The organism is Streptococcus equinus (assembly GCF_900101445.1).
GTDB classification, from domain to species: domain Bacteria; phylum Bacillota; class Bacilli; order Lactobacillales; family Streptococcaceae; genus Streptococcus; species Streptococcus equinus_B.
In genome coordinates, this window is the sequence record NZ_FNKE01000001.1 from 351,421 (window position 1) to 376,093 (window position 24,673).

Sequence of the window (24,673 nt, forward strand, 5' to 3'; positions counted from 1 at the left end):
TGTTTAATCAATCAGGTTAAAAAATTCTTCTTTAACCATGGATTCGTTAATAGTGGTTTTTAAGTCATATTTTTGTAGGAAGTTGATGTAATTAAAATTCTCTAATTCATCTTTATCCCAATACGATAGTTCTTCTTTTAGAAGATGGTATATCATATTTCTGTCAGCTTGAGCTTCATATTGTTCACGGCAACGGTCGTAGTTAGCGGGGTTATGGTCCTTATGACCTAATTCATGATATATCACTTTTTTCTTTTCAATATCATCCAGGTAGCTATCTACAATAATGAGGTTGCTGGGTTTGTTGTAAGTCCCTTTGAGAGTAGAACCTCTACCATCAAAATAATATAATTCAACACCTTGTTGAGTACATGTTGACTCAGCAGACATCATAAAATCATCCTATCTTTTCTTATTTTCTATTTTTCATTCTTGTTTCAAGAATTGAACTGATTAGTTCAATATCTTCATCATTGAGTTCATGCCCATCATAAAAGAAGCTTTCTTTAGCAGCCTCTTTCAAGTCAATCTCATTGATGTCATCGTCAGAAGCGATTTTAGGGTTATTTGTACGTCCTAGAAGGTAATCAGTAGAGACGTTGAAATAATCAGCAATTTCTTGTAAACGGTCTGATTTAGGTGTTTTTTCCTTTAACGTATAAAGATAATTTACACTAAAGTCTAAATCCTCCGCTACTTTTTGCAGACTATTTCCTTGTTTTTTGGATAACTCTTTTATTCTTTCGAACGTTGAAAACATTGTAAAATCAACCTTTCTAGCCGATACGAAAAAACATTTTATAAAAAAGTGTAATTTTTCATTGACATATTTAACACTCTAGTATAAAATATAATTTGTAAAGCGAATGAATAACAAAAGCAATAAACGAAGATATAACTAAAAAATAAGTTTGGCGACTTTGATTTTTTCGAGTGATATCAAGTTGTTTGTTAGTGCTTTTCTTATGCATTGATTTTATACCAAAGTATAAAACGTGTCAATGGTTTTTATAAAAAAATTCATAAATTTTTTCGTTTTAACATTCAGAAAGGAGAAAAAATGACTCAACTTGAATATTGGATTTCATTAGTTGAACAGCGTTTAAAAGAAAAAAATTGGTCAAAAGCTGATTTGACACAAGCTGTTGGTTTAAGAAGTCCAGCTACAATTACAGAATTGCTCAAAACTGGTAAAGGAAGTGTTGATTTAAAACTACGTGTTTCTAATCTTTTGAGCATTCGTGAACCGTGGGAAGAGTTTAAAGAATCAGATGAAAAATAAACTCATCCTAAACTGGCAAAAGAAAAATCACCAACTAAATCAAGTGGTGATAGATAGTCTTGAGGGATTAGATGTTTGGGAAACGATTTTAGCCCTCGGGATGATTAGAAAGGTAATTTTATGAACGATATTTTTGAATTTCACGGATATGAGGTCCGTACAATGACAATTAATGGTGAGCCTTACTTTGTTGGCAAGGATGTGGCAGAGGTTTTAGGTTATGCAAAAGCTCGAAACGCAATCGCTAATCATGTTGATGATGAAGATAAAAAGGACGCCCCAATTCAGGGCGACCTTGGTGGAACTCAAATGATGACAATTATCAATGAATCAGGTCTTTACTCACTTATCTTGTCTAGTAAACTTCCACAGGCGAAAGAATTTAAACGTTGGGTAACAAGTGAAGTTCTTCCAGCTATTCGCCGTCAAGGGGCTTATATCAACAAAAATCTCAGTGAGGATGCTTTTATCAATCTCTTTCAAAATCAGAAAGCGATTAAGTTAGAACAGGCTAGTATGAAGCGTGATATTGACTACTTAAAAGAAGAACAACCTATCCACCCAAGTCATTTGGCGAATCTTGAGAAGAAGCGTAAAAAACGTGTTGTCGCCTTGCTAGGTGGTATAACTGCTGGTGCATATTTAGATAAGGATTTTTCTCGTAAGGTTTTCTGGGAAGCTGGGAAAGATTTTAAAGAGCATTTTAAAATCGGTCGTTACGATATGTTACCTAGAAAAGACGAGGAAGAAGCTTTTGCGTATTGGTCAACTTGGGAACCAAGCACCAATACAAAAATGAAAATTCGTCAATTAAATTCACAACTCTTTTAATGTATAGAGTAGGCAGGCTAGTAGTTAAAACGCTAATAGGGCAACAATACCAATTTTAGAAATACGCACGATGAACTCCTATTTTAGTTTTTAATATACAAAGTCCTTATTAGCGTTCTATCTGCTAGTCTGCTTTAAAAATACCCTAGGCTAGTAGCTATGGCTGTAGCAAGTAAAATTTTTTCATTTTTCCTCTAAGAATCTGTTTGACTTTTTACCTTGTTGCAAATCTTGCTACAGCTTTACCTGCTAGTCTAGGAAAACAAAAAAGCCACTGAAAAATCAGTGACATACAAAAATAACTTAACTTAATTATAGCACGAAAGGGATTAAAATGCTATGGCAATTGAAGTCTTAAATGAATTTGATAAAGCTTTTAGGGATGAATTGTTGGCAGAACTGGTAGAACTTAATCGTGAGGCGTTTGCTATCGTCAAAGAAGAGTTGAAAAATGACAGCAAATGGGTTGGGATTAAAGTTTTAGTTGAAAAAACGGGTCGTAGTCGCAAGGAACTTGAGCGCTTGCGTGACCAGGGAGTGTTCAGATGTCATCGAACAGGAAAAAGTATCAATAGTAAATATCTTTATGATTTGGCAGATGTCCAAAGAGTTTTAAGAAAGGGAGTATAACATGACATATCTTATTATTGGCTTCAGTTTTTTGGTTCTTTCAGAGGTATTCACTTTAACTTTACTTAGACGTAGAGAAGAAACCATTGAGTACTATCGTAGTAAAGATTATGAGGACTTAGTGTTTATGAAACGTGTAAAGAAGAATAGTGAGATGTGGGCACAAGCTCAGGCTATTAGTAACCGTTTTGAGGAAGAATAGGAGGGCTTTAGTGGCAGATAATAAGAAATACTACTATTTAAAGCTAAAAGAGAACTTTTATGACCGTGATGAAATTGTAGTTCTTGAAAGCCTACCTGATGGTTACCTTTACAGTAATATTCTTTTAAAACTCTATCTTAGAAGTCTAAAGAATGATGGTCGTTTAATGTTTAACGACAGGATACCATTCAATTCTGAAATGTTAGCTACCATCACTAGACATCCTGTAGCAGTAGTTGAAAAAGCAATCTCAATTTTTCAACAAATGGATTTAATCGAGATTTTGGATAATGGTGCTATTTATATGCTAGATATCCAGAATTTCATTGGTCAAAGTAGTTCAGAAGCTGACCGTATTAGGAAATATCGACAAAAGATAGAATCTGAAAAGCTGTTGATACACAATGAAAACGCTGGTGTACAAATGTACAACAAATGTACACCAGAGATAGAGTTAGAGAGAGAACAAGAAAGAGAGAGAGAACAAGAGAGATATTGCGAAGAATCGCAAATGTACATCTTTCCTTCTTGGCTAAATGAAAAGTCAATTGAACTTATAAAAAAAGGGAATCCTGACAATTACGAAAAGAGAATCCCGATTGCATACTTGAACCAAGTAACTAATAGGAATTTTAAGTATGTAGATAAAAATATGAGTTCTGTAAACGCAAGGTTTAAAGAAGGATATACACTTGAGGATTTTAAAAAGGTGATTGATATCAAATCAGCTGAGTGGTTAAACGATGAAAGCATGTCAAAATACTTAAGACCTGAGACGTTGTTTGGGACAAAATTTGATAGCTATTTAAATACCCCAACTCCAATAGCAAAAGATAAGTTTGCTTTTTCTGACCCGAATGCTGATAAGTTTGCTGGTATGGAGGATTGGAATTGATGCAAAAGGTTGATGATATGGCTAGGAAGTATGTTGAATTTTTGACCAAACAAGAAGTAGAAGAGCTTTGTGATTTACACGGTGTTAAGCTTTGGCGTATTGCAAGACCTTCTCTTGATGGTATGGTTACTCAGGAATTTTGTCCAGAGTGTCAAAAGCTAGCTATTAAGAAGAAGGAAGAAGAAGGTATACAACGTGGGCTTATTAATTCTGATATTGCAAGAGGCTATCAAGTTTTCCAAAAAGACAGCATTATTTCTGATGATTTAAGAGGGGCTAGTTTTAAAACATTCAAAGCTGAAACCGACTTTGACACGAGGGCTTTAAATTTTGCTAGAAGAATGTGCAGAGATTACTATCAAGGTGGTTCAGGCAATAGTGTGTTAATTGGTCCTCCTGGTGTAGGGAAGAGTTTCTTGACGTTGGCTATGGCTGATGGGCTTAATGAAGTCTTCAAGAAAAGCAGGATTGATAACAAGCCTGTAACGGTTGTTTTTATGCCTGTTGCTCGTATGTTTTCAAAAATCAAGTCATCTTTTAATGGTGGTGGGAAGTTTACTGAAGATTATGCTATTGATTTTTTAACAAAGGTTAACTTTTTGTTTTTGGATGACCTTGGTAAAGAGAGCTCGATGGCTAACACTATCAAGCCAGCAAGTGACTGGGTGCAAAGTGTTTTGTTTAATATTTTGGATGCTCGTAAGACTACAGTTATTAACACTAATTTTAGTCGTGATGAGTTGCTGAAGATATATGATAGTGCTTTAGTTGACCGGATTTTTAAGGGTTCAACTAAGAATAAACAGGTTTTAGTTTATCCGAAAGGAAGTATCAGTAAGCGATGATTGATAAAGAATTGCAGGATAAGAAGAAGCTGATTAGTGATTTTGAAACGTGCTACTGGGAGCTTGACCCTGTAGTTAAACAACAGATGCTTCTTTTACCATTTGATAGTTTTGTTTTAAAAATTATTGAGTGGCAAAATTGGGCAGAAATTGGAGGAAGGATTGAATTTTGAGATTTAAAGTAAGAGTTGGTGAAATGGAAACGGATGAGCATTACAACTTAGGTACTGCTTTAGGAAGTGCTCTATCCTTGGTAGGTTATGGTAAGAATTTACGTTATCAGGATTATAACGAGAGTATTCTAGTTAAGTTTTTAAAAGCTCATACAGATGAAAAAATTAAAATCATTGGTGTTAAACAGTTAGATGATGATATTGAAATGTTTACAGAGATTGAGGATTGCTGATGAGCTGGCTGGTAACGATTAATATCCCACGTTGGGAGCGTAAGGAATGTAAAAATGAAATTTACGACACGAAAGCAGATGCTTTAGAACGTCAAAAGTATGTTCAGGATGTGCTTCATCTACATGCTGAGGTTATGCAATACGAGAGAGAAGGTGATTAGGTGGGAATTGTTAAGGTTTATAAGTTTTATAATTCTGAGACGGAGAAGTCATTCACTGGTTTGGTAAAGGATGCTCGGAAAGCATTTGGTCTTTCAAGACATTTCTTTGATAAGAAAGTAAGAGAAGGGGTTATTACAAGGGCGTTTCTTCGTACGGAAATTGTGAGTAACTCCCAGGAGCCTCAGTACGTGTTCTTTAATGCTGATGGTGAATGGGTATTTACAGGGAGCAAAATAGGTTGTGCTAAGGAGCTGGGGCTCGATAATATTGGTGCTTTAGCCTATCGTATCAGGAAAGGTGATTATATTGTGAAAAAATATAATCCAGATGAGATTGACCGTGCTTATCAGCTGTCAAAGACTAAAAAAGTTCAAAAAAGAGAACATTCGAATAAAGAATATTTGTTCAAAGCGATTTATCGCTGTGGTATTTAAAGGAGGAAATAATGGATACATTTTTATTAGTTGAGTATTTCTTGAATGGAGCATTGATTTTTTCGTGGTGTATTTTAGTGGTACTGAAATTTAAGGAATATTTAACAGCACGTAAGTACACAAAATTGGTTAAAAAATTTTATGAGGCTGTGAAGGAGGAAGAATAAAATGGAAGAAAATCCGCAACGTTATGTAGGTCTGTCAGGACAACAAGTTAAAGATGTGTTGGTTGATTTTGCTCCTAGTCCTGAATGGGTTAAAGGTTGCTACTGGTCTAACATTGTGAAGTATGTATTACGCTTCAAAAACAAGGGTGGAGTAGCTGACCTTAAGAAAGCAAAAGACTATTTAGAATGGCTTATTGAAGAGGAAGAGGCTGAAAATGATTAGGATTAATTATTATAGTCAAAGTGGTAGAAAGCTTGCTAGTGAGGTTCTAGATAATGGTAATCTCACAACACAATTGTTAGCACTTACATGTAAGAAATGTATTTTGCAAGGTTTCTACTTATATGTTGCACAGGACAGTTTAGGGAATCGCATTAAAGAAGTTGTTCTTGAAGATGAATTAGTTTTAGAGTAGGTTGAAGGAGGAACAAAATGGAAGCTTACAAACAACGAATGATTAATGAATACAATGAATTGAAAGAACGTCAAATGAAGTTAGGTGACATGTTACTTGCTTATTCAAAAAATGAGTTGGACTTTGAACCTACTTGTCCTATTACATTATTAGAAACACAATGGTGTACAATGACTACTTATCGTAACATTTTAAAATTACGTGCTGAAATTGAAGGAATTGAGCTATGATTAATTTCCCACGCTATAAAATCACTTGTGAAAAGTTTGAAGTCATAACTGAAGACCCAGAGATGATGAGAGAATACATAACACAGTTCCTTGAGAAAACTGATGAAGTTGTAGTTAAGAGGTTGAAATAAATGAAAGAATTTAAGGAAATCATTGATGGAATAGCTCACTCACTCAATATGACAGTTGATAGCTTAGTTAAAGCTTATCCACACTTGAGAACAGAGTACAGTTGGTACTATGCTTGTACCACAGTTCAAATTGTGTTTGGAGCACTACTTTTCTTAGGTTTATGTGGTACTATCAGTACTTTTATACATTGGGTATATAACCTTAATGACTATCATTGCACAGAAAAGCAAATTGATAATAGCCTTACAATATTTACAATGGTTATGATGACTACCTTAGTCATATTTGCTATCTTTTTAATCTCATGTTTTGTAAAAGGCTTCACAAGTCCAGATGTGATGATTATTAATAAAGTGATAGGAACTATTAGTTGTAGAGAATAAGTTATGAATAAAGTTAGATACTTTGAAAAATACACAGGTTATGCTTTGGAAGATAAAATAAATGAATTTGCAAAAGATCATGAAATTGTCCAAATTTCAGTTTATTTGGAAGTTGATAAATCAGTAGGTGCTATGGTACTTTATAAAGCTTAATAACCCACAACGGTACTAGCAAGGTTCGAATCCTTGCGTGGGTATCACCAAAAATTTTAATTAGAGAAGAGGAAACTCCTGAAAATTTATTTCCGTAGTGCAATGGTGATAAGCACTGTGACCACAAAGGTAATTCATAGTATGTTCGAGTCATGCTGTGGTCATTAGACTAGGAACTAAAAAATAAAAAAAGAAAGTAGGTTCCTATGATAGCTGTTTCCTAGTCGGCAGCTTAGGACTCCTTTGATTTTTTGATTGCCTGAAAAGGCGGCTCATTCCTCAAGAGTGTTTTCCTTCATTCATTCCAGAACACTCTTGTTGTAAAACACGCAGGGTTTTATCATTTACCTGCAAAAATCCAGAAGATTTCTCGGATACACTACGACTAATATGGGAAGGTCGTATTCCGCAGAAGGTAGCCACGCTAGGCGTTTTAAGCGGTGCGAATCCGCTTGTGGCTATACACCAAATTAATGTTAGAAAGTAGGAAAACTTCAAACATGTTACTCAATAGATATTTTCCATAGTGAATAGAGGTGTACTATTCATTTGCTTGCAATGGTTTAGCTAGGGTTCGAGTCCTTAGGCAAGCGTAACCCGAAAAAATAAGTTTTTGTGTTTACATATTGGAGGTGGTTAAAACACTCCTTCTTACAAAAATTATTATGGTTAGCTTGTCGGGTGGCTAGCTGTAAAAAAGCCGAAATAAAAAATTAGAAATGAGGTTATTCTAAAGCAACTAATCGGCGAGTTGTGATTATACAAGGCGTTGTTTTGATGAGGTCATAATAAATGTTTTTTTGCAGTTCGTGCGCCTGACTGCTTTTATTGTGTAAAGTGTACAAAAAAAGCAAGGCTGGGAAAAACCTTGCATGAATTTTATGAACGATATGTCTATTATAACACAAAGATTGCGAGGTGTGTAGATGGTAATGGAAGTTAAGTTTTTTATGAAAGACGGAGAGGTAACTGTTGTAACAAGTTATAAGGAATATTTGAATCTTGTAACTCGTTGGTATAACAATGAAGAGCTTCGTTTAGGCAGTGCTCGGGTAGACTCCAGTGATGTCTTGGGATTTGAGGTGTTAGAGGAAGAGTGGACGACTGAATAAGGAGGGAACTGTTTGCTAGTGGATATATTCCTTTGGTTGGTATTTGCATTTCTGGTAGTAGTATGCTTTGTCTGGGTGGATAAGCATGAGGAACTTGTTGAAGCTTTTTTAGAAAAAATCTCACGAGATTTAAGGAGGTGTGCTATGTTTGGTACTTGTGATTTAAATAAACTTGATTGGACAGAAATTTTTGAGTCAATTGATAAAGGAAAATATGGAGAGATGGTTGTTGAATTTGATGGGAAGTATTATGAGATGACTATTCGTGAGGTGGAAGAATGATTGAAAATAAAATTTGTGAGCCTATTAATGACACAAACATTGTTGAAGTAGCGGGTTTTGTGAAAGAGTATCGTGACATTTGTAGGTTATTTAACTATGTGGAAAATGATGGGGTTGTAAAGATTTCTGGTTGTGGGGAGACGGTTTGCGTATATAAAACTACCTTTGATACTACCTTTAAAAATGGCATAAAAGAATGGTTAATTGAACGTCTTAAGGAAATTGAAAAACAATTGAATGTTTTTGGTTACACAATGCAAGATGAGCCAAAAGAAGTTAAGGTCCATGTGAATAGATTGAAAGAATTGGCAGATAAATATGATGAAAATTTTTAAGTGGCATAAGCATAATTACAAGAAATTTTTATATTACACTTTGTCTTGGGAGTCTTTTGGTCAGAGGGTTAGTATATTTAAAAGATTACAGTGTTCTTGTGGTAAACACAAAACGTATCGCATCCATAAAAATTTTGTGTTTGACAGTGACTTGAATGAAGAATTGGCTAGATTAAGAGGAATTGGATATGTTTCTATTGAAGAAATGGAGAAAATTATAAATGAAAATTAAATGGTTATCTGTAGTAGCGTTTTTAGTTGTTGGTTTGGTGGCGTTGTCAGGTTGCTCTACAGAATCTGATAAAGTTTCTTACAACATTAGTAAGGAAGCGGATAATTTTAATGTTCGCAGACGTGTGGCGGTTATCAACACACGTACAGACAAGGTTGAATTTAAGGTAGAAGGGCTTATTTCAGTGGACACGTCTAACAGTAAGAAATTGGTTGTGATTGCTGAGGTAGCCAAAGGCAAGTATAAGAAACATTTGATTAATATGACTAAAAATAACATGTATGTTGTTGAGGACCTGACAGATGGGACTAACGTCAATAAATACAAGTATGAGGTTGAATACATGCCTGAAAGTATTATTCCTGTAACAATTACGAATAACGAGTGAGGTAGCTTAGATGGATATTAAGCAAAGAACAATTGAAATGATAGAATTTTTTAAATACACAACTCCAAAAGACATTAGCGAAGAGAAGTGGCGTGAGGCTTGTGACAAGGCGATTAAGTCTATTGACCAGCTTAAAGAATCTGATGAAACTAAGATGAGTTTGAAAGATTTAGAGCGGGCGAATATACTTGTCCAAGACGTCAAAATTTTAAAAACATTGTCTAAAAGCAAAATTGAGTATTTGAGAGTGACATATCCAGACGGTAGAGACGACTGTATACATATGAAAGACGAGTTGAAGAAGAAAATTCAGAAGGTGTTTGAAGATTGTGCTGAAGAGTCGAAAGCAGAATTGAAAGAGTTGGGGGTTGAGTATGAATAAACAAGAAGTGATTGAGAAATTGCATGAAGCAGGATTAAATAGCGACCAAATGAAATACGCTGAGAAGTATGATAAGGGCTATAAAAATGGGATTGCTTATGCGTTAAATTTAGTTAGTAAACTTGACGAACCAGAGAAACCAGTAGTGCCACAATTTGTGGCTGATTGGATTGAAGAGTGTAAAACATTAAAATTTGAGCTATGCGAAGCAATGGATACCGATGTCTATGATGAAAAAAGCAGTTGGATTGAAGACAATTCAGAAGCATTTGCTAAAGCTTGGATTTACGGTTATGAAGTTGAGAAAGAAAAACTGTATACAGTTAAATTCTCGAACGAAGATTTTGGCAAAATGTACATTGGAATTTTTAAGAAATTTAATAAACTTGGAATAAGCTCGTTGCCTTTAAATGATGATGAGGTCAAATCATGGCTTACCGAAGATGAGCTCAAGAGATTTAAATTTTGGGAAAACCCAGCATTTGAAGTTGATGAGGTGAAAGGAGAATAAGCTATGCCAAATTGGGCTGAGGGAACAATTAAACTAAGAGGAAAACGTCAAGATATTATTTTGGCGTTAGAAGAAATGTTTAAAAACGATGATGTAGTCATCAAAAGAGAAAAAGATATTTGCGACTATGTATATATGTTTTTTGAAACGAAAAGCTATTTTTACATCAATGGAACAAGACGCGCATTTATTAATAGCTCTAAATTTGACATTATGATGGAAGAAGATTTTGAAATTATTGAAATAGATAAATTCCAGCAAGCATGGGCGGCTCTTCCTGAAAATTACACAGAAATTTCCAAGAAATATAATATCGACATTAAAATCTTTACATTTGAACAAGGTTCTCAATTCACACAGGAAATTGAAATTTCAAATGGTGAAGTTATAAAAAATATTTGTAAAAAATATGATAATTACGAATGGGACGTGCCTTTTGCGCATATGGGTGGATAGAAAGAGGTTGAAGAATGAGAGTACCAAAATTTAGAGCATGGTTAAAACCAGAACAACGAATGATTGGCGTCTATGAAATGACGTTTATTGATAATGAAGTTCTCATTATTTCAGATGATATGGACTTCTACACTGATGATGAGTTTAAGCTTATGCAATTCACAGGTTTACATGATGTTCATGGTAAAGAAGTGTTCGAGGGTGATTTAATTGCAACACCCTTTGAAGAAGATGGTTTATTTGAAGTACACATGGACACAGTTGCTGGTGTGTATACTAAAAGTACATTGACTGGTAAGGTACAATTTATTGAAGACTTGGATAGTTTGGAAGAGCTTGAGGGCTCTAAAGCTGAATTTGCTGAATACATTGAAGTTAAAGGTAACATTTATGAAAATCAGGAACTTTTAGGAGAAGAGGAATGAATTGGTATGTTTGGCTTTTTTGGGTAGTTTATGAATTAGGATTGTTAGGAGCATGTGTCTTTATTAGTATTCAATTTCATTCACCTTGGTGGATGCTGTTAGCGCTACTGCTTAGCAATAGTCTAAAAACAGGAGGAAATAATGATTAAAAAGTATATTAAAGTAGCACCTGTTGAAGCTATTCGGGTTACTGAGGATAATCATGAGGAAGTAAGAGAGTTTGCAAATAATCAACCAGTAATTTTTGGTGATAAATTTAATTATCATGATATTGAAACACTAGAAGGAACTATGCTTTTCGAAGATGGTGATTATCTCATTAAGAATCAAACTGGTGAATGCTATGTTTGTAAGAAAGATATTTTTGAGAGAACATATAAAGAGGTAAATAATGATTAATAATGTTGTTTTAGTTGGGCGCTTGGTTAGAAATGCTGATTTGAAATATACGTCATCTAATCAGGCAGTAGCAAGTTTCACGCTTGCTGTTAACCGTAATTTCAAGAATCAAAACGGGGAACGTGAGGCAGATTTTATCAATTGCATCATGTGGCGTAAGCAAGCTGAGAATTTCTCAGAATGGACTCAAAAAGGAATGCTTGTTGGGATTACAGGACGTATTCAGACACGTAACTATGAAAATCAGCAAGGTCAGCGTGTGTATGTGACTGAGGTTGTTGCTGATAGCTTCCAAGTTTTGGAAAGTCGTGGGAATGGTGCTCAGTCAAAAGATGATACTCAGTCACCTTTTAGCAATTCTGAGCCTATGGATATTTCAGATAGTGACTTGCCATTTTAAAAAGGAGTGCTTATGAAAAAATTGGATATGCTTAAAGAGTCGATAGATGAGATACTTGATGAATATAATTTCTGGTATGATGAGGCTCATAGAAGTTATAGTGAAATCGAGGCTTTAGAGGCAAAATATGATAAAGCTGTAGAAAGAAACAAGGAATTATCTAAGGCTTTGGGTGAAATGACTTGGAAGCAAATGAGGCACCAGGCTAAAATTAAAAAGATGGGTCGTAAATGGTTGGCTAGAAATTAGGAGGATACATGTCAAACAAAATCCGCAATGCTATGAGATTGGCTCTTGATGCTGAATTGATGGAATACCAAAATATAGATAGGAAAATTGCTGTTAGACAAATGGAGTTATCAATCAAGAATATATTTGACCTTGATAATTATATGATTGAAAAAGTTGGTAGTGATAAGGAAAGTGATTTGGTTCTCTATAATCTTGGAATCCGTAAACAGACAATTGCTAGGCTGTTTATGACCTTTGATAAGGAGGAGCATGAAATAGCTTACCATCGTTGGAATAAGGGGCGTCAGTGGGCTGAAATTGAGGAAATAATGCATATGAGTGAGCCTACCTTAAGAAGACGTAAGAATAAGATGCTTGATAGATATGCAAAATTGAAAGGTCTAATTTAAGATGACGAAAAAAAGTATTTAACCGTCACCCTAAAAAGTATATATATAAAGACAAGAGCGAAAGCGCTTGTCTTTTTTTATTATGGAGGTGGTGTTATGTGAAATATGTACAACCTATACGAGATAAGGACCAAATAGAAATGTTGAAAGATTATCTAATGGATTGGAATCCTAGAAATTTCTTGCTTTTGGTATTCGGTCTTAATTCTGGTTTGCGTGTTAGTGATATTTTGCCTTTAAAGGTTAGAGATGTACAAGACGATTATATAGAGGTAATCGAAAAGAAAACAGGAAAACAAAGGTTATTTCCAATCAATAGAACCTTAAGGAAAGAAATTAATAAGTATATATCTTTAAAAAACTTAAAACCTTATGATTATCTGTTTGAAAGTCGTAAGCGTTGCAAAGAACCAGGGAGAGAAGGGCAAAAACAACCTATCAGCGTTACTCAAGCTTGGAAAATTTTAAATAAAGCAGCTAAATCATGTGGCATTCATCACATTGGAACTCATAGCATGAGGAAAACGTTTGGTTATTTTATGTATCAGCATAATGGGCATGATGTTGCTATGTTGATGGAGATGTTTAATCATTCAAGCCCTGATATAACGTTGCGGTATATTGGGATAAATCAAGAGAAAATCAATCAGGAAATGGAGAGCTTTGGGCTCTAATTATTTTTTAAATCTTATTAATGCAATATATCGAAATCACATTGCATTGCTATTTTAAGAAATGTTGTTAAAGCCTATTAAAATATAGCGGTTTGGGTATATTGCTTGAAAGAAATAGTTTATAAGATATATTGCATTGGAAAGGGAAGGAGTAGGGTTGAATAAGAGCTTTTTAACTAAGGAATTCGGGACGGAAATTCTATGGCTACAAAGGTATTTTAAAAGAAGTTATAGCAATCCTCAAAATAGCCAATTAGAACAGATGATTATAGACCGTAAGCAAGAGCTTTTTTACCCGTGTCAAGATAGTGATATTAATAGCGGTTTTAAGACCAATAAGAGAAGCACACCAGAAGCCCTAAAACGGCTTGAATTGGAAGAGCAAGATAGTTTACTTAAAATCTATCAAACATGGCTCACTGCTATCGAAAAGCACCTAAAAACGAGTGATGCAAATGTTGTTAGAGTTGTCCGAGAAGTTTTCGTAAACAAATACATGAATGTGGATGGTGCTGGTCGCAAGTATTTGAATTATGGAAAAACCAGAACCTATGAAATTGTCTATCAATGGTTACAGGAGCTAAACATTATCTTTTTTAACGAACGCAAATAAAAAAGCCTCAGGAGTGTTCCTGAGGTTATTTTAAACTTTGGTGGTCAATGATAGCGCAGATAATTGCAATTAGGAAGATTATTCCAAAAAATCCCGCTATAATTTTGAGTACGATGCTAATGTTTACAAATAGCAGAAAGAGAAGCACAAGAGGGATAAGCAGTAAGTAAATCATGAGTATTGTTCCTTTCAGTAGTATTATAGCAAATCTATTTTACATTGCCTTGGGCAATTTCTACCAATAATTTTGCAAGATGGTTATAGCTTTCGAACGTGAATATTACACCTTTATATTTAAAACTGATACCATCATTAAAATTATGTTTTTGGTCAAATAGTTTGCATTTATTTATACTCTCTACAATCAGAGTGTTATAGGGTTGTGTTTTGTCTATACTAAATTCAGTTGCATAATTGCCAACAGGGTTGTTATTTCTTATCTTGATATAATTCTTATAGTTGCGAATTGTAAACATAGTAGCTCTCTTTCTAGTGGTTATATCGGATAGGAGCAAGTACGGCGGTAGCTAGCTCACATTCTAAAATAATTGGTTGATATGGGCGCTCTTCGTTGTAAAAAATTGTTGTCTCCTCACATTGTAGCATGCTAAAAATTCGGATAATCGTTTTTAAGTGATAACTATCTACTCTAAAAAAACCGGGTAGGTGGTTTAAGGGGTGGCAATTGGTAAAAGAACGGCTAGTGTAAATAAAATCTAATATACGGTGTTTCTTGGTTTCTTTAACAAGTGAGGAACCAGGATTTTTTTCAAGCTTTCGGATATTGTCAAGTAATAGACGTGTGTCAAATACTTGAATTTTAGTGTCATCTGTAACTTTTGGAAAAGTTTTATCCGTGTTAGGGAAAACAGTACAAGAAGAGTCAGCGAAAAGTTTTATATTAGTATTTGTATTGAAAACGTCATTAGTAAAACGAATCACCACACTTGAATTTGTGTATTCATAGTAGTCAACTTTTGAATTTGTCTTGTATTGGATTTGTGTAGTGAAAGCTTTAAAGCCTGTTTCTTTGCTATGAGCTTTTAAAGCTTTTGTAATACCGTCTAATTTGATTGTTGTTTTTGCCATTTTAATCCTCCAAAAAATTACAAGTCATCTCTATAAAGTGATGCATATTAGTAAGGTTGTTAAAACGATAGTTTTTACCAAAACGTAAAGCAATCCCATTTTTTTCAAAATCTTTCAATGTTTGTGTGGATACACTATACTGAATAGTGTTTAGAAACTCAAATAGTGAAATAGTATTATTTCTATCGAACTGTAAAATTGGTGTGCTATTTCTAAAAGCATATAAGCTAACTTTATTTTTTCTAATAATCATGTTAAACATATTAATCCTCCCAAATACATAGGTCATCTTTACAACGTTCGTTATCAAATGAATAATTAATAGTGTAGTTTTCAGCATCTAATAGAACCCATTCAAGAATGTCGTTTTCACGTTCTTTGTGGCTGTTAATGAATTGTAATAAGTCAGGTTCCCAACCTCGTTTCAAGTCGTCTTTAAGTATTCTGAAATCATCGTCAGTTAACTCAAAGAAAATGTGACGGTTTACAGAATCGTTTCCCATAAAGTTATCACAAAGCTCTTGATAGTCGTCTTCTGTATACATTTCAACAATGTCATCCAATTCTAAACCGTCAAAACGGTCACCTTGTGAGTAAATATATGTGTCTTCTACCTCGTTGTATTGGGCGGTGTCGTTACTACCGTTTACATAGTAAAGCAAGCTCCAAAGTTCTTCCCAAGAAGAACACAAGAAGTAACCTTGCTTGCATTCAGTCCCACGGAAATGGGTTGAATCGCTCCAATTTCCATAAGCCCAAAATTCACGGTCGTTAATATATTTAGTACTTAAAGCAAGTTTTTTCATGGTTGTATGTCCTTTCTTTTATTCAGCGTGTAATTCTATTGTTTTGATAATCATAAGCTTATAGCCTTCTGACTGTAGTAATTCAATTTCCCACTCATGGAACTCTTTTCCGTTCCAAAAGTCCATAACGTCTGGTTTTGGTCGTTTGTAGTAAGTCATATATTGACCTGTATTGTTATAGTCGTAATCAGTCACTTTTATCATTTGTAAGGGTCTCATATTTGTGCCTCTTTCTATTAATTGTAATATTTGCCTTGTGATTGTATATAAGCGCCATAGCGCTCTTGGATAGCGTTGTTAGGTTCTTCCTGCTCTGGTAGTTCGATTGTAATAGTAACCTCTTTTCTGGTTACTATGATAAGCAGGATTATCATAGCAACCAGGATAAGAAGCATAAGCGGAAGCGGTAAATTAATTTCTTGGTATGGCATTGTGTTACCTCTTAAGCTCTTGGATAGGCGTGTTTGAAAAATTCTAGCACGTCAGGGCTGTAGATGATTTTAGATAGGTCGTCTACTTGTGAATACATAACAGTGTAAACAGAACCATCTGTTAAAGCGATAGTACATTCATATGGTTCTAATTCACATTCCTTAACGTAGCCTGCTACTTGATGACCGTCAGGGAAATCAATGATAACGGGCTCTTTCTCAGAAGAAGAAACAGAAGTGACACCGAGAAATACAATAGCAATAGTCGCAATAGCTAGAATAATTTTTTTCATTTTAGTAGTCCTCACTTTCAAATGTTTCAAGTGTTTCAACCATTTCATCGTAGACAATAAAATCATCTCTCATGTACCAAGCTTCTTGGTAATCAATCAAACCTTCTTCTACCATGTCATTAATAGAATCTTGCATAGCTACAAGCATTTCATAATAATTACAAGTATATTCAAGGTTTTCGCAAGTGTAGTCGCTGTAGATGCTGAAAGCTTTGTTATCATCGTTTTCAAGTGAGTAATCGCGTGTAATGTAAATCATGTTTTTACCTCTTTCTTTTTTTGAGGTACTAAAAAAGTACCTAGAAGCTATTTACTATCTAGGTACTTTCTGATATACTATTAGTATATCTTACTTAGATAGTAAGGTGACTGAGCCTTGTAAGTTGTCGGATTGGCGTTTGAGAACTTACTTGGCTTTTTTTGTTTTATTTAATTTTCTTTATGGTCTTATTATAATCCTAGGATTTTATTTTGTCAACACTTTTTTTAAAAAAATTAAATTTTTTTTAGTGCTTTTAAAATAAGGTTTGGAATACTTAGACCGTTGTCCTTTGCTTTAGTTTTAATGTAGTCTATTTCTTCTTGTGTAAAGTTAATAGCTATTTTCTTATTACGTTTTAAACCAGTAGCAGGACGACCGCGAGAACGTTTCTTTTCTTCTTGCATGTTACCGCCTTTCTATGATATAATATTATCAAGGTATCAAGCGGAAGCTTATCCGCTTGACTTTCGTGAAAGCTAGAAGAATACTTTGAGTAATTTTATTATCGCTTTGACTAGACTAGTGACGGCAATCACTAATTTAGTTGTGTCGTTAATATTGCTCAAGGTTTTTTCTTTTCGCTTTGTCTTACGACTTTGCATAGCTTTCACCTCCTTTCCTTGATAATAAAGGAGGGGATTTCGTAAGTTGTTTTATCAACTTACAAGAATTATTATAATCCCAGGATTTTATTTTGTCAACACTTTTTATAAATTTTTTTAAAAAACTTTTTAGCCTTGGAATTTTTCCAAGGCTTTTTTTATTTCCATTAATAGAAGAAAACTAAAATAACTTTCTTTTTTTCTTTTAAATAGAAACAAAACAACGACCAAACAACAAAAGAAAAAAGAATTTATCTTATAAGCATATACATACTATTTCCTTTTTTCTTTTTTTAATAGAAGAAAAATTAAAAAGTTTACAACTTTGTCAATTTTGTAAATGTTCGGATTTTCATGAAAATAACGCTTACATCCCCCCTTTCAAAAATTTTGGTTCGGATTTTTTAAAAATTTTGGACCGGCGGACCCTCGTCTACCCGAATTTTTTGTCGATTTTCTCTTAATAGGGGGGTGTTTTTGAGAAAAAAACGAACGTAGCAAGGTTTTAAGTGCGGAAAATATACGGTTTTTTCGTGTTATTTTGTAAACATGAAGATAGATACAACAAATAAGCAAACTATGCATCCCTTCTATAAATCTGGGGAATGGAGAGCTCTTCGGAAGCTTGCATTGGAGCGAGACCATTTTGAGTGCGTTTGGTGCAAGGAAGAAGGTAAGCTCACGACTGAAAATTTGGAAGTAGACCACATTAAAGAGGTGGAATTTTACCCAGAATTAGCTCTTGAGTTGGATAATTTGAGGACTTTGTGCCACGATTGCCATAATAAAAGACATGGTAGAGCTACTTCTAAAAAGCGTAAATGGGATGATGAAGTTTTTGAATGGTAAGGAGGTAATAGTTTGGGTAGAAAGACAAAAAAACAGCTCAAGCTTGAGGCTTTAGAAAAGGACTTGATGGTGTTGATTAACACTGAAAGTGCTATTGAGCTTGAGAAGGTAGCACGTTACGTTAACTTGGTTTCTATTTTTGATGACCTTGATAAGTCTATTAAGGAAAAAGGGGCTATGGTCTTAACAGTTAATGGGAGTCAGGAATTTTATAAAGCAAATCCTGCTATTTCTGAGAAGGTTAAGGTAAACGCTGCACTGATTAAGTTAGATTCATTTTTTGATAAGAAACGTGAGGAGTATGAGACTAAAAAGGCAAAATCAAATGATATAGATATGGATGACTTTGTATGATACACCCATACGTTGATGCTTATATTGAGGAATATGAGCAAGGGAAGATTATTTTTAACAAGGAACGTGTGTTGCTTGTTGAATATATCAAGCGTGAGATTGTTCCTCGTATTGAGAGTGGAGAGATTTATTTCCAGAATGACCAGATTGAAGACTGCATTGGTTATATTGAGAGATGGTTTTTTAAGCTTGAGTCTTTCCAGAAGTTTATTATCTGTTTTGTCTTTTTGATGTGGTCCCATAATGACCTGCATGTTTACAAGCGTTTCCTGATTATGATGGGTCGTGGTGGTGGTAAGAATGGTTTGATTACTGGTCTTTCTAGTTACTTGCTTACCCCTATGCACGGTATCCGTAATTATAATGTATCTATCGTTGCCAATAGTGAGGACCAAGCGAAAACAAGTTTTGAGGAACTTTATAATACTATTGAAGAAAAAGAAAAGTTGAAGAAGCTTTTCTACAATACTAAGTCTGTTATCCGTAGCAAGCAGACGAAGAGTGAACTTAAATATCGTACTTCTAACGGAAACACAAAAGATGGTTTGCGTGATGGTGCGGTTGTTTTCGATGAAATTCATGGGTTTCAAGATGATAAGGACGTACGTGTTCACCGTTCTGGTCTTGGTAAGATAAAGAACCCCCGTGAGTTTTACATTACAACGGATGGTTATGTTCGTGAAGGTTTCCTGGATAAGAAAAAAGAGGAATGTATGAATGTCCTTACTGGTAAGGCGAAGAAGTTTAATAGCTGGTTTCCGTTTATTTGTAAGCTAGATGATGAAAAAGAGGTGGATGAAAAGGATAAATGGCAGAAAGCTCAGCCGATGTTTCACCCTCCTATGTCTCCTTATGCGGAGAATTTGCTTGAAACGGTTACTGATGACTATGATGAGTTGGAGGAAGACCCATCTGGTCGTGAGGAATTCATGACAAAACGTATGAACTTACCAGTGGTCGATGTTGAGCGTAGCGTTGCTAGTTTTGAAGAGCTTCGTGCTACTAAGCGTGATTTTCCTGACCTTACTTATAAGCCATGTATGGGTGGTTTGGACTTCGCATCTGTTCGAGACTTTGCTGCAGTAGGGTTATTGTTCAAGGATGGGGAAGATTATGTCTGGTTAAGTCATTCTTTTGTACGTAAAGGTTTTGTAGATAAATATTACAAGTATTCTAGCCGTTTGGATGAGCGTACTGGAGGTGCGAATGGTCGTCAAAAGACGGTTGCTCCTATTCGTAAGTGGGAGATGAACGGCTGGTTAACTGTTGTTGATGAGCCAACTATCAACCCCCAGTTAATAGTTGATTGGTTTGTGTCAATGCGTGATGAACATGGTTTTGATTTGCAACGTATTATCTCAGATAACTTCCGTATTGATGTTTTACGTCAGTACTTTGAGAAGGAAGATTTTGAGGTATCATTCTCTAATAAATTTGAGGAGGCTCCAGCGGGTTATCAGGTTGAAGTTTTGCGTAATGCAAAGGCTAGTGATAGTTTGTTAGCCCCTCGTATTGAGACTGCATTTGCTCAGAGTCATGTCAATTTTGGTGATAATGATATGATGCGCTGGTATACTAACAATGTTCTTCGCCGTTTAAAACCTGATGGAAACGTTGAATATATCAAAAAAGAAGATGTTCGCCGTAAAATTGATGGTTTCAAAGCTTTCCAGTATGCAATGTATCGTGCGGATGACTTAAATGAGTCAAACTTTGATTATGATGAATTTTATGAAGATATGTTGGATTGGTATTGAGTGCAGGATTTGTTTTAAGTCTAAAAAATTGATAGAATGAATTTGGAGGAATGATAATGAAAGAAGTTATTCAGTCCATAATCGCTGTAGGTGGTTTTGGATATTTGAATTATCAAATTTTAGCGGCAATAAAAGATATTGATTGGGGTAGTGAACAAGATAAAAAATATTTGCTTATTTGTCTATCTTCGCTTGACTATTCTATTTATTGGTTATTGGATATATTTTTTAAAAATCCGGTCATTGTAATACCTTTGACAATTTTAATAGCGGTTATAATTAGTTTTTTTATCCCATATTTGGTAGATTTTTTGTATTTTGTAATTAATTGGGTAAGAAAAAAAGAAAAGTTAGGGAAGTTAGAACAAACTTCAATGTATGATGTTTTTGCATCAGATACAAGTTGTCAGAATTGTTTTGTATTTAAATTAGGAGATAGAAATATTCTGTCATCTGGTTATATTTCAACTACTAGTGGAAAGGGAGATGACTTATCTTTGATTCTTTCTCCTTATATTTCTGATAATGACCCAGAAAAATATGCTTTACGTTCAGAAGATGAATTAATTGAATATCTTGACAAAGAAAAAATCCAAGCTAAGATTTATCTTAACTTGGAAAAACAAATTAAATTCATTTATTTTTAGGCTTAGGTTGTTGATGGAAAGCTTTTTCAGGAAGTTGTCTTGTTGTTGGACCTTTACTGTTTAAGTACTCAGTATTTTTTTGAGGCTGTGTGTTTCTGTCTAAAAAGTTCATTTTATCTCCTTTCTATAAAAATGGTGGTACATTTTATTATAGCACTTTAGCACCCCTGTAGGGGTGCTTTTTTGTGTGCTTAAAAAGGTGTTGAAATGGCAATTCTAAGGCTTTGTTTATTGATTTTGTGGGTAGTTCATTTAAAATCTTCTAAAAAGGGAGTATTTTTTAAAGAGCGGAAAATATGCGTTTTTTTCGTGAGAGAATTGTATCGTGGAAATTTAGGAAGTAGGGGTGCTAGTGTTCTAGCGCTCCTTTTTTAGTACCACTAGAAAGGAGTATCTCTGATGACAAAGTCAGGGCTATCTAATATGTGAGTCTTTTAGATTATTTTAAATTCCAACGAGCACCTACATTTTCTGATACAGATGATGGTGAAACAAGTGAACTTAGCAAAAATATCTCATTGAAATATGGTGCCTTGAACAAGGTTTCTAACTATGTAGGTCGGGGTGTTTCTAAAGCAAAATTTGTTTTAAAAGGCTCTGATGCTGAGAAACTTAATGATTGGTTATATAAGCTGAATGTTGAACCCAATCCTAATCAAACAGCTTCTGAATTTCTTGGTGAAATTGGTAAGGCTATGATTGAAGATGGTGAGGTCATGGTTGTTGTTTATAAAGGCAATCTTTATGTAGCGGATAGTTACAGTAAAGAAGAGGAGAGTTTAGAGGGAAATAAGTATCATGTGACATCTATTCAAGGGATGAACTTCGATGAATACTTTGATGCAGATGAGGTTATTCTTCTAAAAAATGAAAATGATAGTTTAAACAATTATCTTGAAAAACTTTGGGCGGATTATGGTGAGCTTTTAGGTCGTGTGATTAATCGACAAAAAACAGCTAACCAAATCCGTTTTGCTTTCTCTCAACCTAAAAACAAGATTCGTGAGATGGCGCAAGAAGCTGTAGATGGTGAGGCTAAGAGGGAATCGAATCAGCAACGTTTCTTTAACAGGGTTGTTAAGAAAATTAAAACTGAGTCCGTTGTTGGAATTCCTCTAGGTGATAAAAACAGCTATGAGGAATTTTCTAGTAAGGGTAGCGGTCGGGTTACTTTTATTGAAGATATTGATGGTTTGCTAACTCAATATGTAGATGACATCTGCCAGGTTATTGGTCTTCCGCCTGCTTTAATACATGGTGAGATGGCAGATAATGAGAAAAACTATGAGATGGCTGTTGAAATGGTTTTTGAACCAATTCTTCAAAAATTCTTGGATGGTTTACAACGTGCGATTTTTACTGAAGAACAGTACAAAAGTGGAAATCGCATTAAATTTACAGGTCTTCATCGGTATAACTTGTTTGATGTAGCTACATCAGGTGATAAGTTGATTGCTGCGGGTCTTGCAATGGCAGATGAGATACGTGAGGAAATTGGTCTTGAACCTCTCCCTAATGGTTTGGGGCAACGCTTGTATATCACTAAAAACTATTTAGAAATGAGGGTAGAAGGAGGAACTAAGGATAATGAAGAAAATCGAAATCAAGGGAGCGATAACGATGAACGATTATAAAGAGGTTTATAAATCTCGTAATCGTGCTTGTTTTGCTCCAGAAGATTTAGTACTTCCAGAAAACGGTGAAGATGTTGAAGTTCATATCAATTCTGGAGGTGGAATGGTTTTTGCGGGTAGTGAAATTTACACTGCGCTTAAATCATATCCTGGGAAAGTAACTGTGAAGATTGTTGGGATGGCAGCGAGTGCAGCTAGTGTTATTGCGATGGCTGGTGATGAGGTTCAGATTAGTCCTACAGCACAATTGATGATTCATAATGCGTCAAGTATGGCTAATGGCGACTATAATGCGCTTCATGCTCAAGCAGATGTAGCAAAAAACATTAATACGTCTATTGCGAATGCTTATGTTCTAAAAACAGGAAAATCACTTGATGAGTTACTTGATTTAATGAACCAAACAACATATTTCACGGCGCAACAAGCTGTTGAGGCTGGTTTTGCGGATAAAATCATGTTTCAGGATGGAATGGTATCGGATTATGTAGCAAGTATGGAGGATGTTATTCCAGATAGTATCATTGCTGAACTATATGAGAAAGATACAAGTTCTACTGATGCACTTCTTAAACAGATTATGGGACGTTTGGATGACATGGAAGAACGTCTTGATAGCAAAAACGTTGGAGATGTGCCTGTAAATGTTACTGTTGATACTAAAAAATTAGTAGAAGCTTTGAAAGAAGCACAACACAACCCGATGGATGATAGTCCATTTGGGAAATTTTTTAACACAAAATAAGGAGAAATAAATGGTTATTAATTTAAAAGAAACGCCTAAATACATGGAAGCCATGAACACTTTGGCTGAAAAAATGGCAAATGGGGCAACTGTTGATGAACAAAAAGAGCTTTTTGCGAATGCTTTTGAAGTTCTTGGTCAAGAGTTGCAAGACATGACTGAAACTCAATTGAAAAATCTTTTTGAGGAACGCAATTCAAATGCTTCACTTACTGCAGAAGAAATTAATTTCTTCAACGAAGTGACAAAACCTGAGGATAATACAGGTGTTAAAACTGAAAAAATTATCCCAGAAGAAATTATGATTCGAGTATTTGAAGACTTGAAAGTCGAGCACCCTCTTCTTTCAAATATCAAATTCAAAAATGCAGGTCTTCAACTAAAAGCTATTGTTTCTGAAACAGAAGGAACTGCTGTTTGGGGCGAAATTTATGACGATATTAAAGGTCAATTGAAACAAAAATTTGGTGAAGTTAAATTTGGCATGAACAAACTTACTGCCTTTGTAGTTCTTCCTAAAGATGCTCTTAAATTTAGCTATTCTTGGTTGAAACAATTTGTCATTGAACAAATTAAAGAAACAGTTGCTGTTGCTCTTGAACTTGCGATTGTAAACGGTGATGGTGTGGATAAACCTGTTGGTTTGATTAAAGACCTTGACAAGAGCACAACTGATGGTAAAAAAATCACTTTTGCTACTGAAAAAGAACCGATTGCAGACTTCTCAGACCTTGATGCTAAAACAGCTCCAACGTTGTTTGCTCCAGTGATGAAATTCCTTTCAGTTGACGATAAAGGTAATATTAAAAAAATCGCTGGTAAAGTTTGCTTATTGATTAACCCGATGGACCGTTGGGAATTTGAAGCTAAATTTACTACTCGTACAGACAGTGGAGTGTACGTAACAACTATTCCAAACGGTGTTAAATTGATTGAAACATTGGCTTTGGCACAAGGTAAAGGAATTATGTACGTTTCTGACCGTTATGATGCTTTCACAGCTTCTACAGCTCAAATCGAAGAATTTGACCAAACATTTGCTTTGGAAGACTGGATGCTCTATACAGCAAAAGCTTACTACTATGGTAAAGCAAAAGACAACCATGCTTCTGCAGTAGTTACGCTTGCTAAAGAGGCTACTTCAGGAAAAGCATCAGGTAAAGCTTAAGGAGTTAGATGAGGTGTA

At 34.8% G+C, this 24,673-nt stretch carries 50 protein-coding genes; 38 read left to right on the top strand and 12 right to left on the bottom strand.

What is annotated here, in order from left to right; all coding sequences use genetic code 11:
• Window positions 1–3: 3 nt before the first annotated feature.
• Both BLR83_RS01725 and BLR83_RS01730 read right to left on the bottom strand, forming a co-directional pair.
• A complete protein-coding gene (locus tag BLR83_RS01725; RefSeq protein WP_074559880.1) occupies window positions 4–393 on the bottom strand; it encodes an ImmA/IrrE family metallo-endopeptidase in 390 nt (129 codons plus the stop codon).
• Between the two features lie 19 nt (window positions 394–412).
• Entirely contained in the window at window positions 413–760 is a 348-nt protein-coding gene (locus BLR83_RS01730; protein WP_074559882.1) for a helix-turn-helix domain-containing protein, read from the bottom strand.
• A gap of 300 nt (window positions 761–1,060) precedes the next feature.
• Between BLR83_RS01730 and BLR83_RS01735 the strand changes: the two genes are divergently transcribed.
• The 31 genes from BLR83_RS01735 (at window position 1,061) to BLR83_RS01860 (ending at window position 14,018) form a co-directional block, all read left to right on the top strand.
• Complete coding sequence (locus BLR83_RS01735; protein ID WP_074559884.1) at window positions 1,061–1,282, top strand: transcriptional regulator; 222 nt, start codon at window positions 1,061–1,063, stop codon at window positions 1,280–1,282.
• Window positions 1,283–1,402: 120 nt separating this feature from the next.
• Window positions 1,403–2,113, top strand: a complete 711-nt coding sequence (locus tag BLR83_RS01740) for an ORF6C domain-containing protein (protein ID WP_074559885.1) — start codon at window positions 1,403–1,405, stop codon at window positions 2,111–2,113.
• Window positions 2,114–2,452: 339 nt separating this feature from the next.
• A complete protein-coding gene (locus BLR83_RS01745) occupies window positions 2,453–2,743 on the top strand; it encodes a hypothetical protein (protein ID WP_039697038.1) in 291 nt (96 codons plus the stop codon).
• Between the two features lies 1 nt (window position 2,744).
• Window positions 2,745–2,945, top strand: a complete 201-nt coding sequence (locus tag BLR83_RS01750) for a hypothetical protein (protein ID WP_074559887.1) — start codon at window positions 2,745–2,747, stop codon at window positions 2,943–2,945.
• A 10-nt stretch (window positions 2,946–2,955) separates the two neighbouring features.
• The gene (locus tag BLR83_RS01755; protein ID WP_074559889.1) at window positions 2,956–3,840 is read left to right on the top strand and encodes a phage replisome organizer N-terminal domain-containing protein; all 885 of its coding nucleotides are present in this window, start codon (window positions 2,956–2,958) and stop codon (window positions 3,838–3,840) included.
• Window positions 3,840–4,685: an ATP-binding protein gene (locus BLR83_RS01760; RefSeq protein WP_074559891.1), complete on the top strand. Its 846-nt coding sequence runs from the start codon at window positions 3,840–3,842 to the stop codon at window positions 4,683–4,685. Before BLR83_RS01755 ends, BLR83_RS01760 begins: the two co-directional genes overlap by 1 nt.
• On the top strand, window positions 4,682–4,858 hold the full coding sequence (locus tag BLR83_RS09865) for a hypothetical protein (protein ID WP_159427742.1): 177 nt from the start codon (window positions 4,682–4,684) through the stop codon (window positions 4,856–4,858). The genes BLR83_RS01760 and BLR83_RS09865 overlap by 4 nt, the downstream gene beginning before the upstream one ends.
• Complete coding sequence (locus tag BLR83_RS01765) at window positions 4,855–5,091, top strand: hypothetical protein (RefSeq protein WP_074559893.1); 237 nt, start codon at window positions 4,855–4,857, stop codon at window positions 5,089–5,091. The genes BLR83_RS09865 and BLR83_RS01765 overlap by 4 nt, the downstream gene beginning before the upstream one ends.
• Complete coding sequence (locus BLR83_RS09870; protein WP_159427743.1) at window positions 5,091–5,252, top strand: hypothetical protein; 162 nt, start codon at window positions 5,091–5,093, stop codon at window positions 5,250–5,252. Before BLR83_RS01765 ends, BLR83_RS09870 begins: the two co-directional genes overlap by 1 nt.
• Window positions 5,253–5,687 carry a hypothetical protein gene (locus BLR83_RS01770; RefSeq protein WP_074559895.1) on the top strand — a complete coding sequence of 145 codons (435 nt, stop codon included), beginning with the start codon at window positions 5,253–5,255 and terminating at the stop codon, window positions 5,685–5,687. It abuts the gene before it with no gap.
• An 11-nt stretch (window positions 5,688–5,698) separates the two neighbouring features.
• Window positions 5,699–5,854, top strand: a complete 156-nt coding sequence (locus BLR83_RS09875; RefSeq protein ID WP_159427744.1) for a hypothetical protein — start codon at window positions 5,699–5,701, stop codon at window positions 5,852–5,854.
• A gap of 1 nt (window position 5,855) precedes the next feature.
• On the top strand, window positions 5,856–6,077 hold the full coding sequence (locus BLR83_RS01775) for a DUF3310 domain-containing protein (RefSeq protein WP_074559897.1): 222 nt from the start codon (window positions 5,856–5,858) through the stop codon (window positions 6,075–6,077).
• Window positions 6,070–6,270 carry a hypothetical protein gene (locus tag BLR83_RS01780; protein WP_074559899.1) on the top strand — a complete coding sequence of 67 codons (201 nt, stop codon included), beginning with the start codon at window positions 6,070–6,072 and terminating at the stop codon, window positions 6,268–6,270. The genes BLR83_RS01775 and BLR83_RS01780 overlap by 8 nt, the downstream gene beginning before the upstream one ends.
• A gap of 17 nt (window positions 6,271–6,287) precedes the next feature.
• Entirely contained in the window at window positions 6,288–6,500 is a 213-nt protein-coding gene (locus BLR83_RS01785; RefSeq protein WP_074559901.1) for a crAss001_48 related protein, read from the top strand.
• 131 nt (window positions 6,501–6,631) lie between these two features.
• On the top strand, window positions 6,632–7,015 hold the full coding sequence (locus BLR83_RS01790) for a hypothetical protein (RefSeq protein WP_074559903.1): 384 nt from the start codon (window positions 6,632–6,634) through the stop codon (window positions 7,013–7,015).
• Window positions 7,016–7,018: 3 nt separating this feature from the next.
• Window positions 7,019–7,168 (top strand): hypothetical protein, encoded by a 150-nt coding sequence (locus BLR83_RS09880; protein WP_159427745.1) that lies wholly within the window; start codon window positions 7,019–7,021, stop codon window positions 7,166–7,168.
• Window positions 7,169–8,094: 926 nt separating this feature from the next.
• On the top strand, window positions 8,095–8,280 hold the full coding sequence (locus BLR83_RS01795) for a hypothetical protein (RefSeq protein WP_039697029.1): 186 nt from the start codon (window positions 8,095–8,097) through the stop codon (window positions 8,278–8,280).
• Between the two features lie 144 nt (window positions 8,281–8,424).
• Window positions 8,425–8,562 (top strand): hypothetical protein, encoded by a 138-nt coding sequence (locus tag BLR83_RS09885; protein ID WP_159427746.1) that lies wholly within the window; start codon window positions 8,425–8,427, stop codon window positions 8,560–8,562.
• Window positions 8,559–8,897, top strand: a complete 339-nt coding sequence (locus BLR83_RS01800; protein WP_039697027.1) for a hypothetical protein — start codon at window positions 8,559–8,561, stop codon at window positions 8,895–8,897. Before BLR83_RS09885 ends, BLR83_RS01800 begins: the two co-directional genes overlap by 4 nt.
• A 221-nt stretch (window positions 8,898–9,118) precedes the next feature.
• The gene (locus tag BLR83_RS01810; RefSeq protein ID WP_074559907.1) at window positions 9,119–9,517 is read left to right on the top strand and encodes a beta-sandwich lipoprotein; all 399 of its coding nucleotides are present in this window, start codon (window positions 9,119–9,121) and stop codon (window positions 9,515–9,517) included.
• Window positions 9,518–9,527: 10 nt separating this feature from the next.
• Window positions 9,528–9,899, top strand: a complete 372-nt coding sequence (locus BLR83_RS01815; protein WP_074559908.1) for a hypothetical protein — start codon at window positions 9,528–9,530, stop codon at window positions 9,897–9,899.
• On the top strand, window positions 9,892–10,410 hold the full coding sequence (locus tag BLR83_RS01820) for a DUF1642 domain-containing protein (protein WP_074559910.1): 519 nt from the start codon (window positions 9,892–9,894) through the stop codon (window positions 10,408–10,410). Before BLR83_RS01815 ends, BLR83_RS01820 begins: the two co-directional genes overlap by 8 nt.
• Before the next feature lie 3 nt (window positions 10,411–10,413).
• Window positions 10,414–10,866 (top strand): hypothetical protein, encoded by a 453-nt coding sequence (locus BLR83_RS01825; RefSeq protein WP_074559912.1) that lies wholly within the window; start codon window positions 10,414–10,416, stop codon window positions 10,864–10,866.
• Between the two features lie 14 nt (window positions 10,867–10,880).
• Window positions 10,881–11,291, top strand: coding sequence for a YopX family protein (locus BLR83_RS01830; RefSeq protein ID WP_074559914.1), 411 nt, complete (start codon window positions 10,881–10,883; stop codon window positions 11,289–11,291).
• Window positions 11,288–11,440, top strand: a complete 153-nt coding sequence (locus tag BLR83_RS09890; RefSeq protein ID WP_159427747.1) for a hypothetical protein — start codon at window positions 11,288–11,290, stop codon at window positions 11,438–11,440. Before BLR83_RS01830 ends, BLR83_RS09890 begins: the two co-directional genes overlap by 4 nt.
• A complete protein-coding gene (locus BLR83_RS01835; RefSeq protein WP_074559916.1) occupies window positions 11,433–11,690 on the top strand; it encodes a hypothetical protein in 258 nt (85 codons plus the stop codon). Before BLR83_RS09890 ends, BLR83_RS01835 begins: the two co-directional genes overlap by 8 nt.
• Window positions 11,683–12,090: a single-stranded DNA-binding protein gene (gene ssb / locus BLR83_RS01840; protein WP_074559918.1), complete on the top strand. Its 408-nt coding sequence runs from the start codon at window positions 11,683–11,685 to the stop codon at window positions 12,088–12,090. The genes BLR83_RS01835 and ssb overlap by 8 nt, the downstream gene beginning before the upstream one ends.
• A gap of 12 nt (window positions 12,091–12,102) precedes the next feature.
• Window positions 12,103–12,339: a hypothetical protein gene (locus tag BLR83_RS01845; protein ID WP_039697018.1), complete on the top strand. Its 237-nt coding sequence runs from the start codon at window positions 12,103–12,105 to the stop codon at window positions 12,337–12,339.
• An 8-nt stretch (window positions 12,340–12,347) separates the two neighbouring features.
• Entirely contained in the window at window positions 12,348–12,731 is a 384-nt protein-coding gene (locus BLR83_RS01850) for a hypothetical protein (RefSeq protein WP_074559920.1), read from the top strand.
• A 98-nt stretch (window positions 12,732–12,829) separates the two neighbouring features.
• The gene (locus tag BLR83_RS01855; protein WP_074559922.1) at window positions 12,830–13,405 is read left to right on the top strand and encodes a site-specific integrase; all 576 of its coding nucleotides are present in this window, start codon (window positions 12,830–12,832) and stop codon (window positions 13,403–13,405) included.
• A gap of 262 nt (window positions 13,406–13,667) precedes the next feature.
• On the top strand, window positions 13,668–14,018 hold the full coding sequence (locus BLR83_RS01860) for a hypothetical protein (RefSeq protein ID WP_142349912.1): 351 nt from the start codon (window positions 13,668–13,670) through the stop codon (window positions 14,016–14,018).
• A gap of 209 nt (window positions 14,019–14,227) precedes the next feature.
• Here BLR83_RS01860 and BLR83_RS01865 read toward each other — a convergent pair whose 3' ends face one another.
• From BLR83_RS01865 to BLR83_RS10075, 10 genes are all read right to left on the bottom strand, one after another.
• Window positions 14,228–14,494: a hypothetical protein gene (locus BLR83_RS01865; protein WP_074559925.1), complete on the bottom strand. Its 267-nt coding sequence runs from the start codon at window positions 14,492–14,494 to the stop codon at window positions 14,228–14,230.
• A 13-nt stretch (window positions 14,495–14,507) separates the two neighbouring features.
• Window positions 14,508–15,107, bottom strand: a complete 600-nt coding sequence (locus tag BLR83_RS01870; protein WP_074559927.1) for a hypothetical protein — start codon at window positions 15,105–15,107, stop codon at window positions 14,508–14,510.
• Between the two features lies 1 nt (window position 15,108).
• Window positions 15,109–15,369, bottom strand: a complete 261-nt coding sequence (locus tag BLR83_RS01875; protein ID WP_074559929.1) for a hypothetical protein — start codon at window positions 15,367–15,369, stop codon at window positions 15,109–15,111.
• 1 nt (window position 15,370) lies between these two features.
• Window positions 15,371–15,913, bottom strand: coding sequence for a hypothetical protein (locus BLR83_RS01880; protein WP_074559931.1), 543 nt, complete (start codon window positions 15,911–15,913; stop codon window positions 15,371–15,373).
• A gap of 18 nt (window positions 15,914–15,931) precedes the next feature.
• The gene (locus tag BLR83_RS01885) at window positions 15,932–16,132 is read right to left on the bottom strand and encodes a hypothetical protein (RefSeq protein ID WP_039697012.1); all 201 of its coding nucleotides are present in this window, start codon (window positions 16,130–16,132) and stop codon (window positions 15,932–15,934) included.
• Window positions 16,133–16,149: 17 nt separating this feature from the next.
• Window positions 16,150–16,344 (bottom strand): hypothetical protein, encoded by a 195-nt coding sequence (locus BLR83_RS01890; RefSeq protein ID WP_074559933.1) that lies wholly within the window; start codon window positions 16,342–16,344, stop codon window positions 16,150–16,152.
• Window positions 16,345–16,355: 11 nt separating this feature from the next.
• Window positions 16,356–16,637: a hypothetical protein gene (locus BLR83_RS01895; protein ID WP_074559935.1), complete on the bottom strand. Its 282-nt coding sequence runs from the start codon at window positions 16,635–16,637 to the stop codon at window positions 16,356–16,358.
• Between the two features lies 1 nt (window position 16,638).
• The gene (locus tag BLR83_RS01900; protein WP_074559937.1) at window positions 16,639–16,896 is read right to left on the bottom strand and encodes a hypothetical protein; all 258 of its coding nucleotides are present in this window, start codon (window positions 16,894–16,896) and stop codon (window positions 16,639–16,641) included.
• Between the two features lie 236 nt (window positions 16,897–17,132).
• Window positions 17,133–17,303 carry a hypothetical protein gene (locus BLR83_RS09895; protein WP_159427748.1) on the bottom strand — a complete coding sequence of 57 codons (171 nt, stop codon included), beginning with the start codon at window positions 17,301–17,303 and terminating at the stop codon, window positions 17,133–17,135.
• A 72-nt stretch (window positions 17,304–17,375) separates the two neighbouring features.
• Complete coding sequence (locus BLR83_RS10075; RefSeq protein WP_268844486.1) at window positions 17,376–17,501, bottom strand: hypothetical protein; 126 nt, start codon at window positions 17,499–17,501, stop codon at window positions 17,376–17,378.
• A gap of 549 nt (window positions 17,502–18,050) precedes the next feature.
• Here BLR83_RS10075 and BLR83_RS01905 point away from each other — a divergent pair.
• The 7 genes from BLR83_RS01905 (at window position 18,051) to BLR83_RS01935 (ending at window position 24,655) form a co-directional block, all read left to right on the top strand.
• Window positions 18,051–18,350, top strand: a complete 300-nt coding sequence (locus tag BLR83_RS01905; protein WP_074559939.1) for an HNH endonuclease — start codon at window positions 18,051–18,053, stop codon at window positions 18,348–18,350.
• Between the two features lie 12 nt (window positions 18,351–18,362).
• Window positions 18,363–18,704 carry a P27 family phage terminase small subunit gene (locus BLR83_RS01910; RefSeq protein ID WP_234793088.1) on the top strand — a complete coding sequence of 114 codons (342 nt, stop codon included), beginning with the start codon at window positions 18,363–18,365 and terminating at the stop codon, window positions 18,702–18,704.
• Window positions 18,701–20,461: a terminase TerL endonuclease subunit gene (locus BLR83_RS01915; RefSeq protein ID WP_074559940.1), complete on the top strand. Its 1,761-nt coding sequence runs from the start codon at window positions 18,701–18,703 to the stop codon at window positions 20,459–20,461. The genes BLR83_RS01910 and BLR83_RS01915 overlap by 4 nt, the downstream gene beginning before the upstream one ends.
• 56 nt (window positions 20,462–20,517) lie before the next feature.
• Window positions 20,518–21,108 (top strand): hypothetical protein, encoded by a 591-nt coding sequence (locus BLR83_RS01920; protein WP_074559942.1) that lies wholly within the window; start codon window positions 20,518–20,520, stop codon window positions 21,106–21,108.
• Between the two features lie 425 nt (window positions 21,109–21,533).
• The gene (locus tag BLR83_RS01925) at window positions 21,534–22,742 is read left to right on the top strand and encodes a phage portal protein (RefSeq protein ID WP_074559944.1); all 1,209 of its coding nucleotides are present in this window, start codon (window positions 21,534–21,536) and stop codon (window positions 22,740–22,742) included.
• Window positions 22,696–23,487 carry a head maturation protease, ClpP-related gene (locus BLR83_RS01930; protein WP_081340979.1) on the top strand — a complete coding sequence of 264 codons (792 nt, stop codon included), beginning with the start codon at window positions 22,696–22,698 and terminating at the stop codon, window positions 23,485–23,487. The genes BLR83_RS01925 and BLR83_RS01930 overlap by 47 nt, the downstream gene beginning before the upstream one ends.
• 10 nt (window positions 23,488–23,497) lie before the next feature.
• A complete protein-coding gene (locus tag BLR83_RS01935; RefSeq protein WP_074559948.1) occupies window positions 23,498–24,655 on the top strand; it encodes a phage major capsid protein in 1,158 nt (385 codons plus the stop codon).
• The last annotated feature ends 18 nt before the right edge of the window (window positions 24,656–24,673 follow it).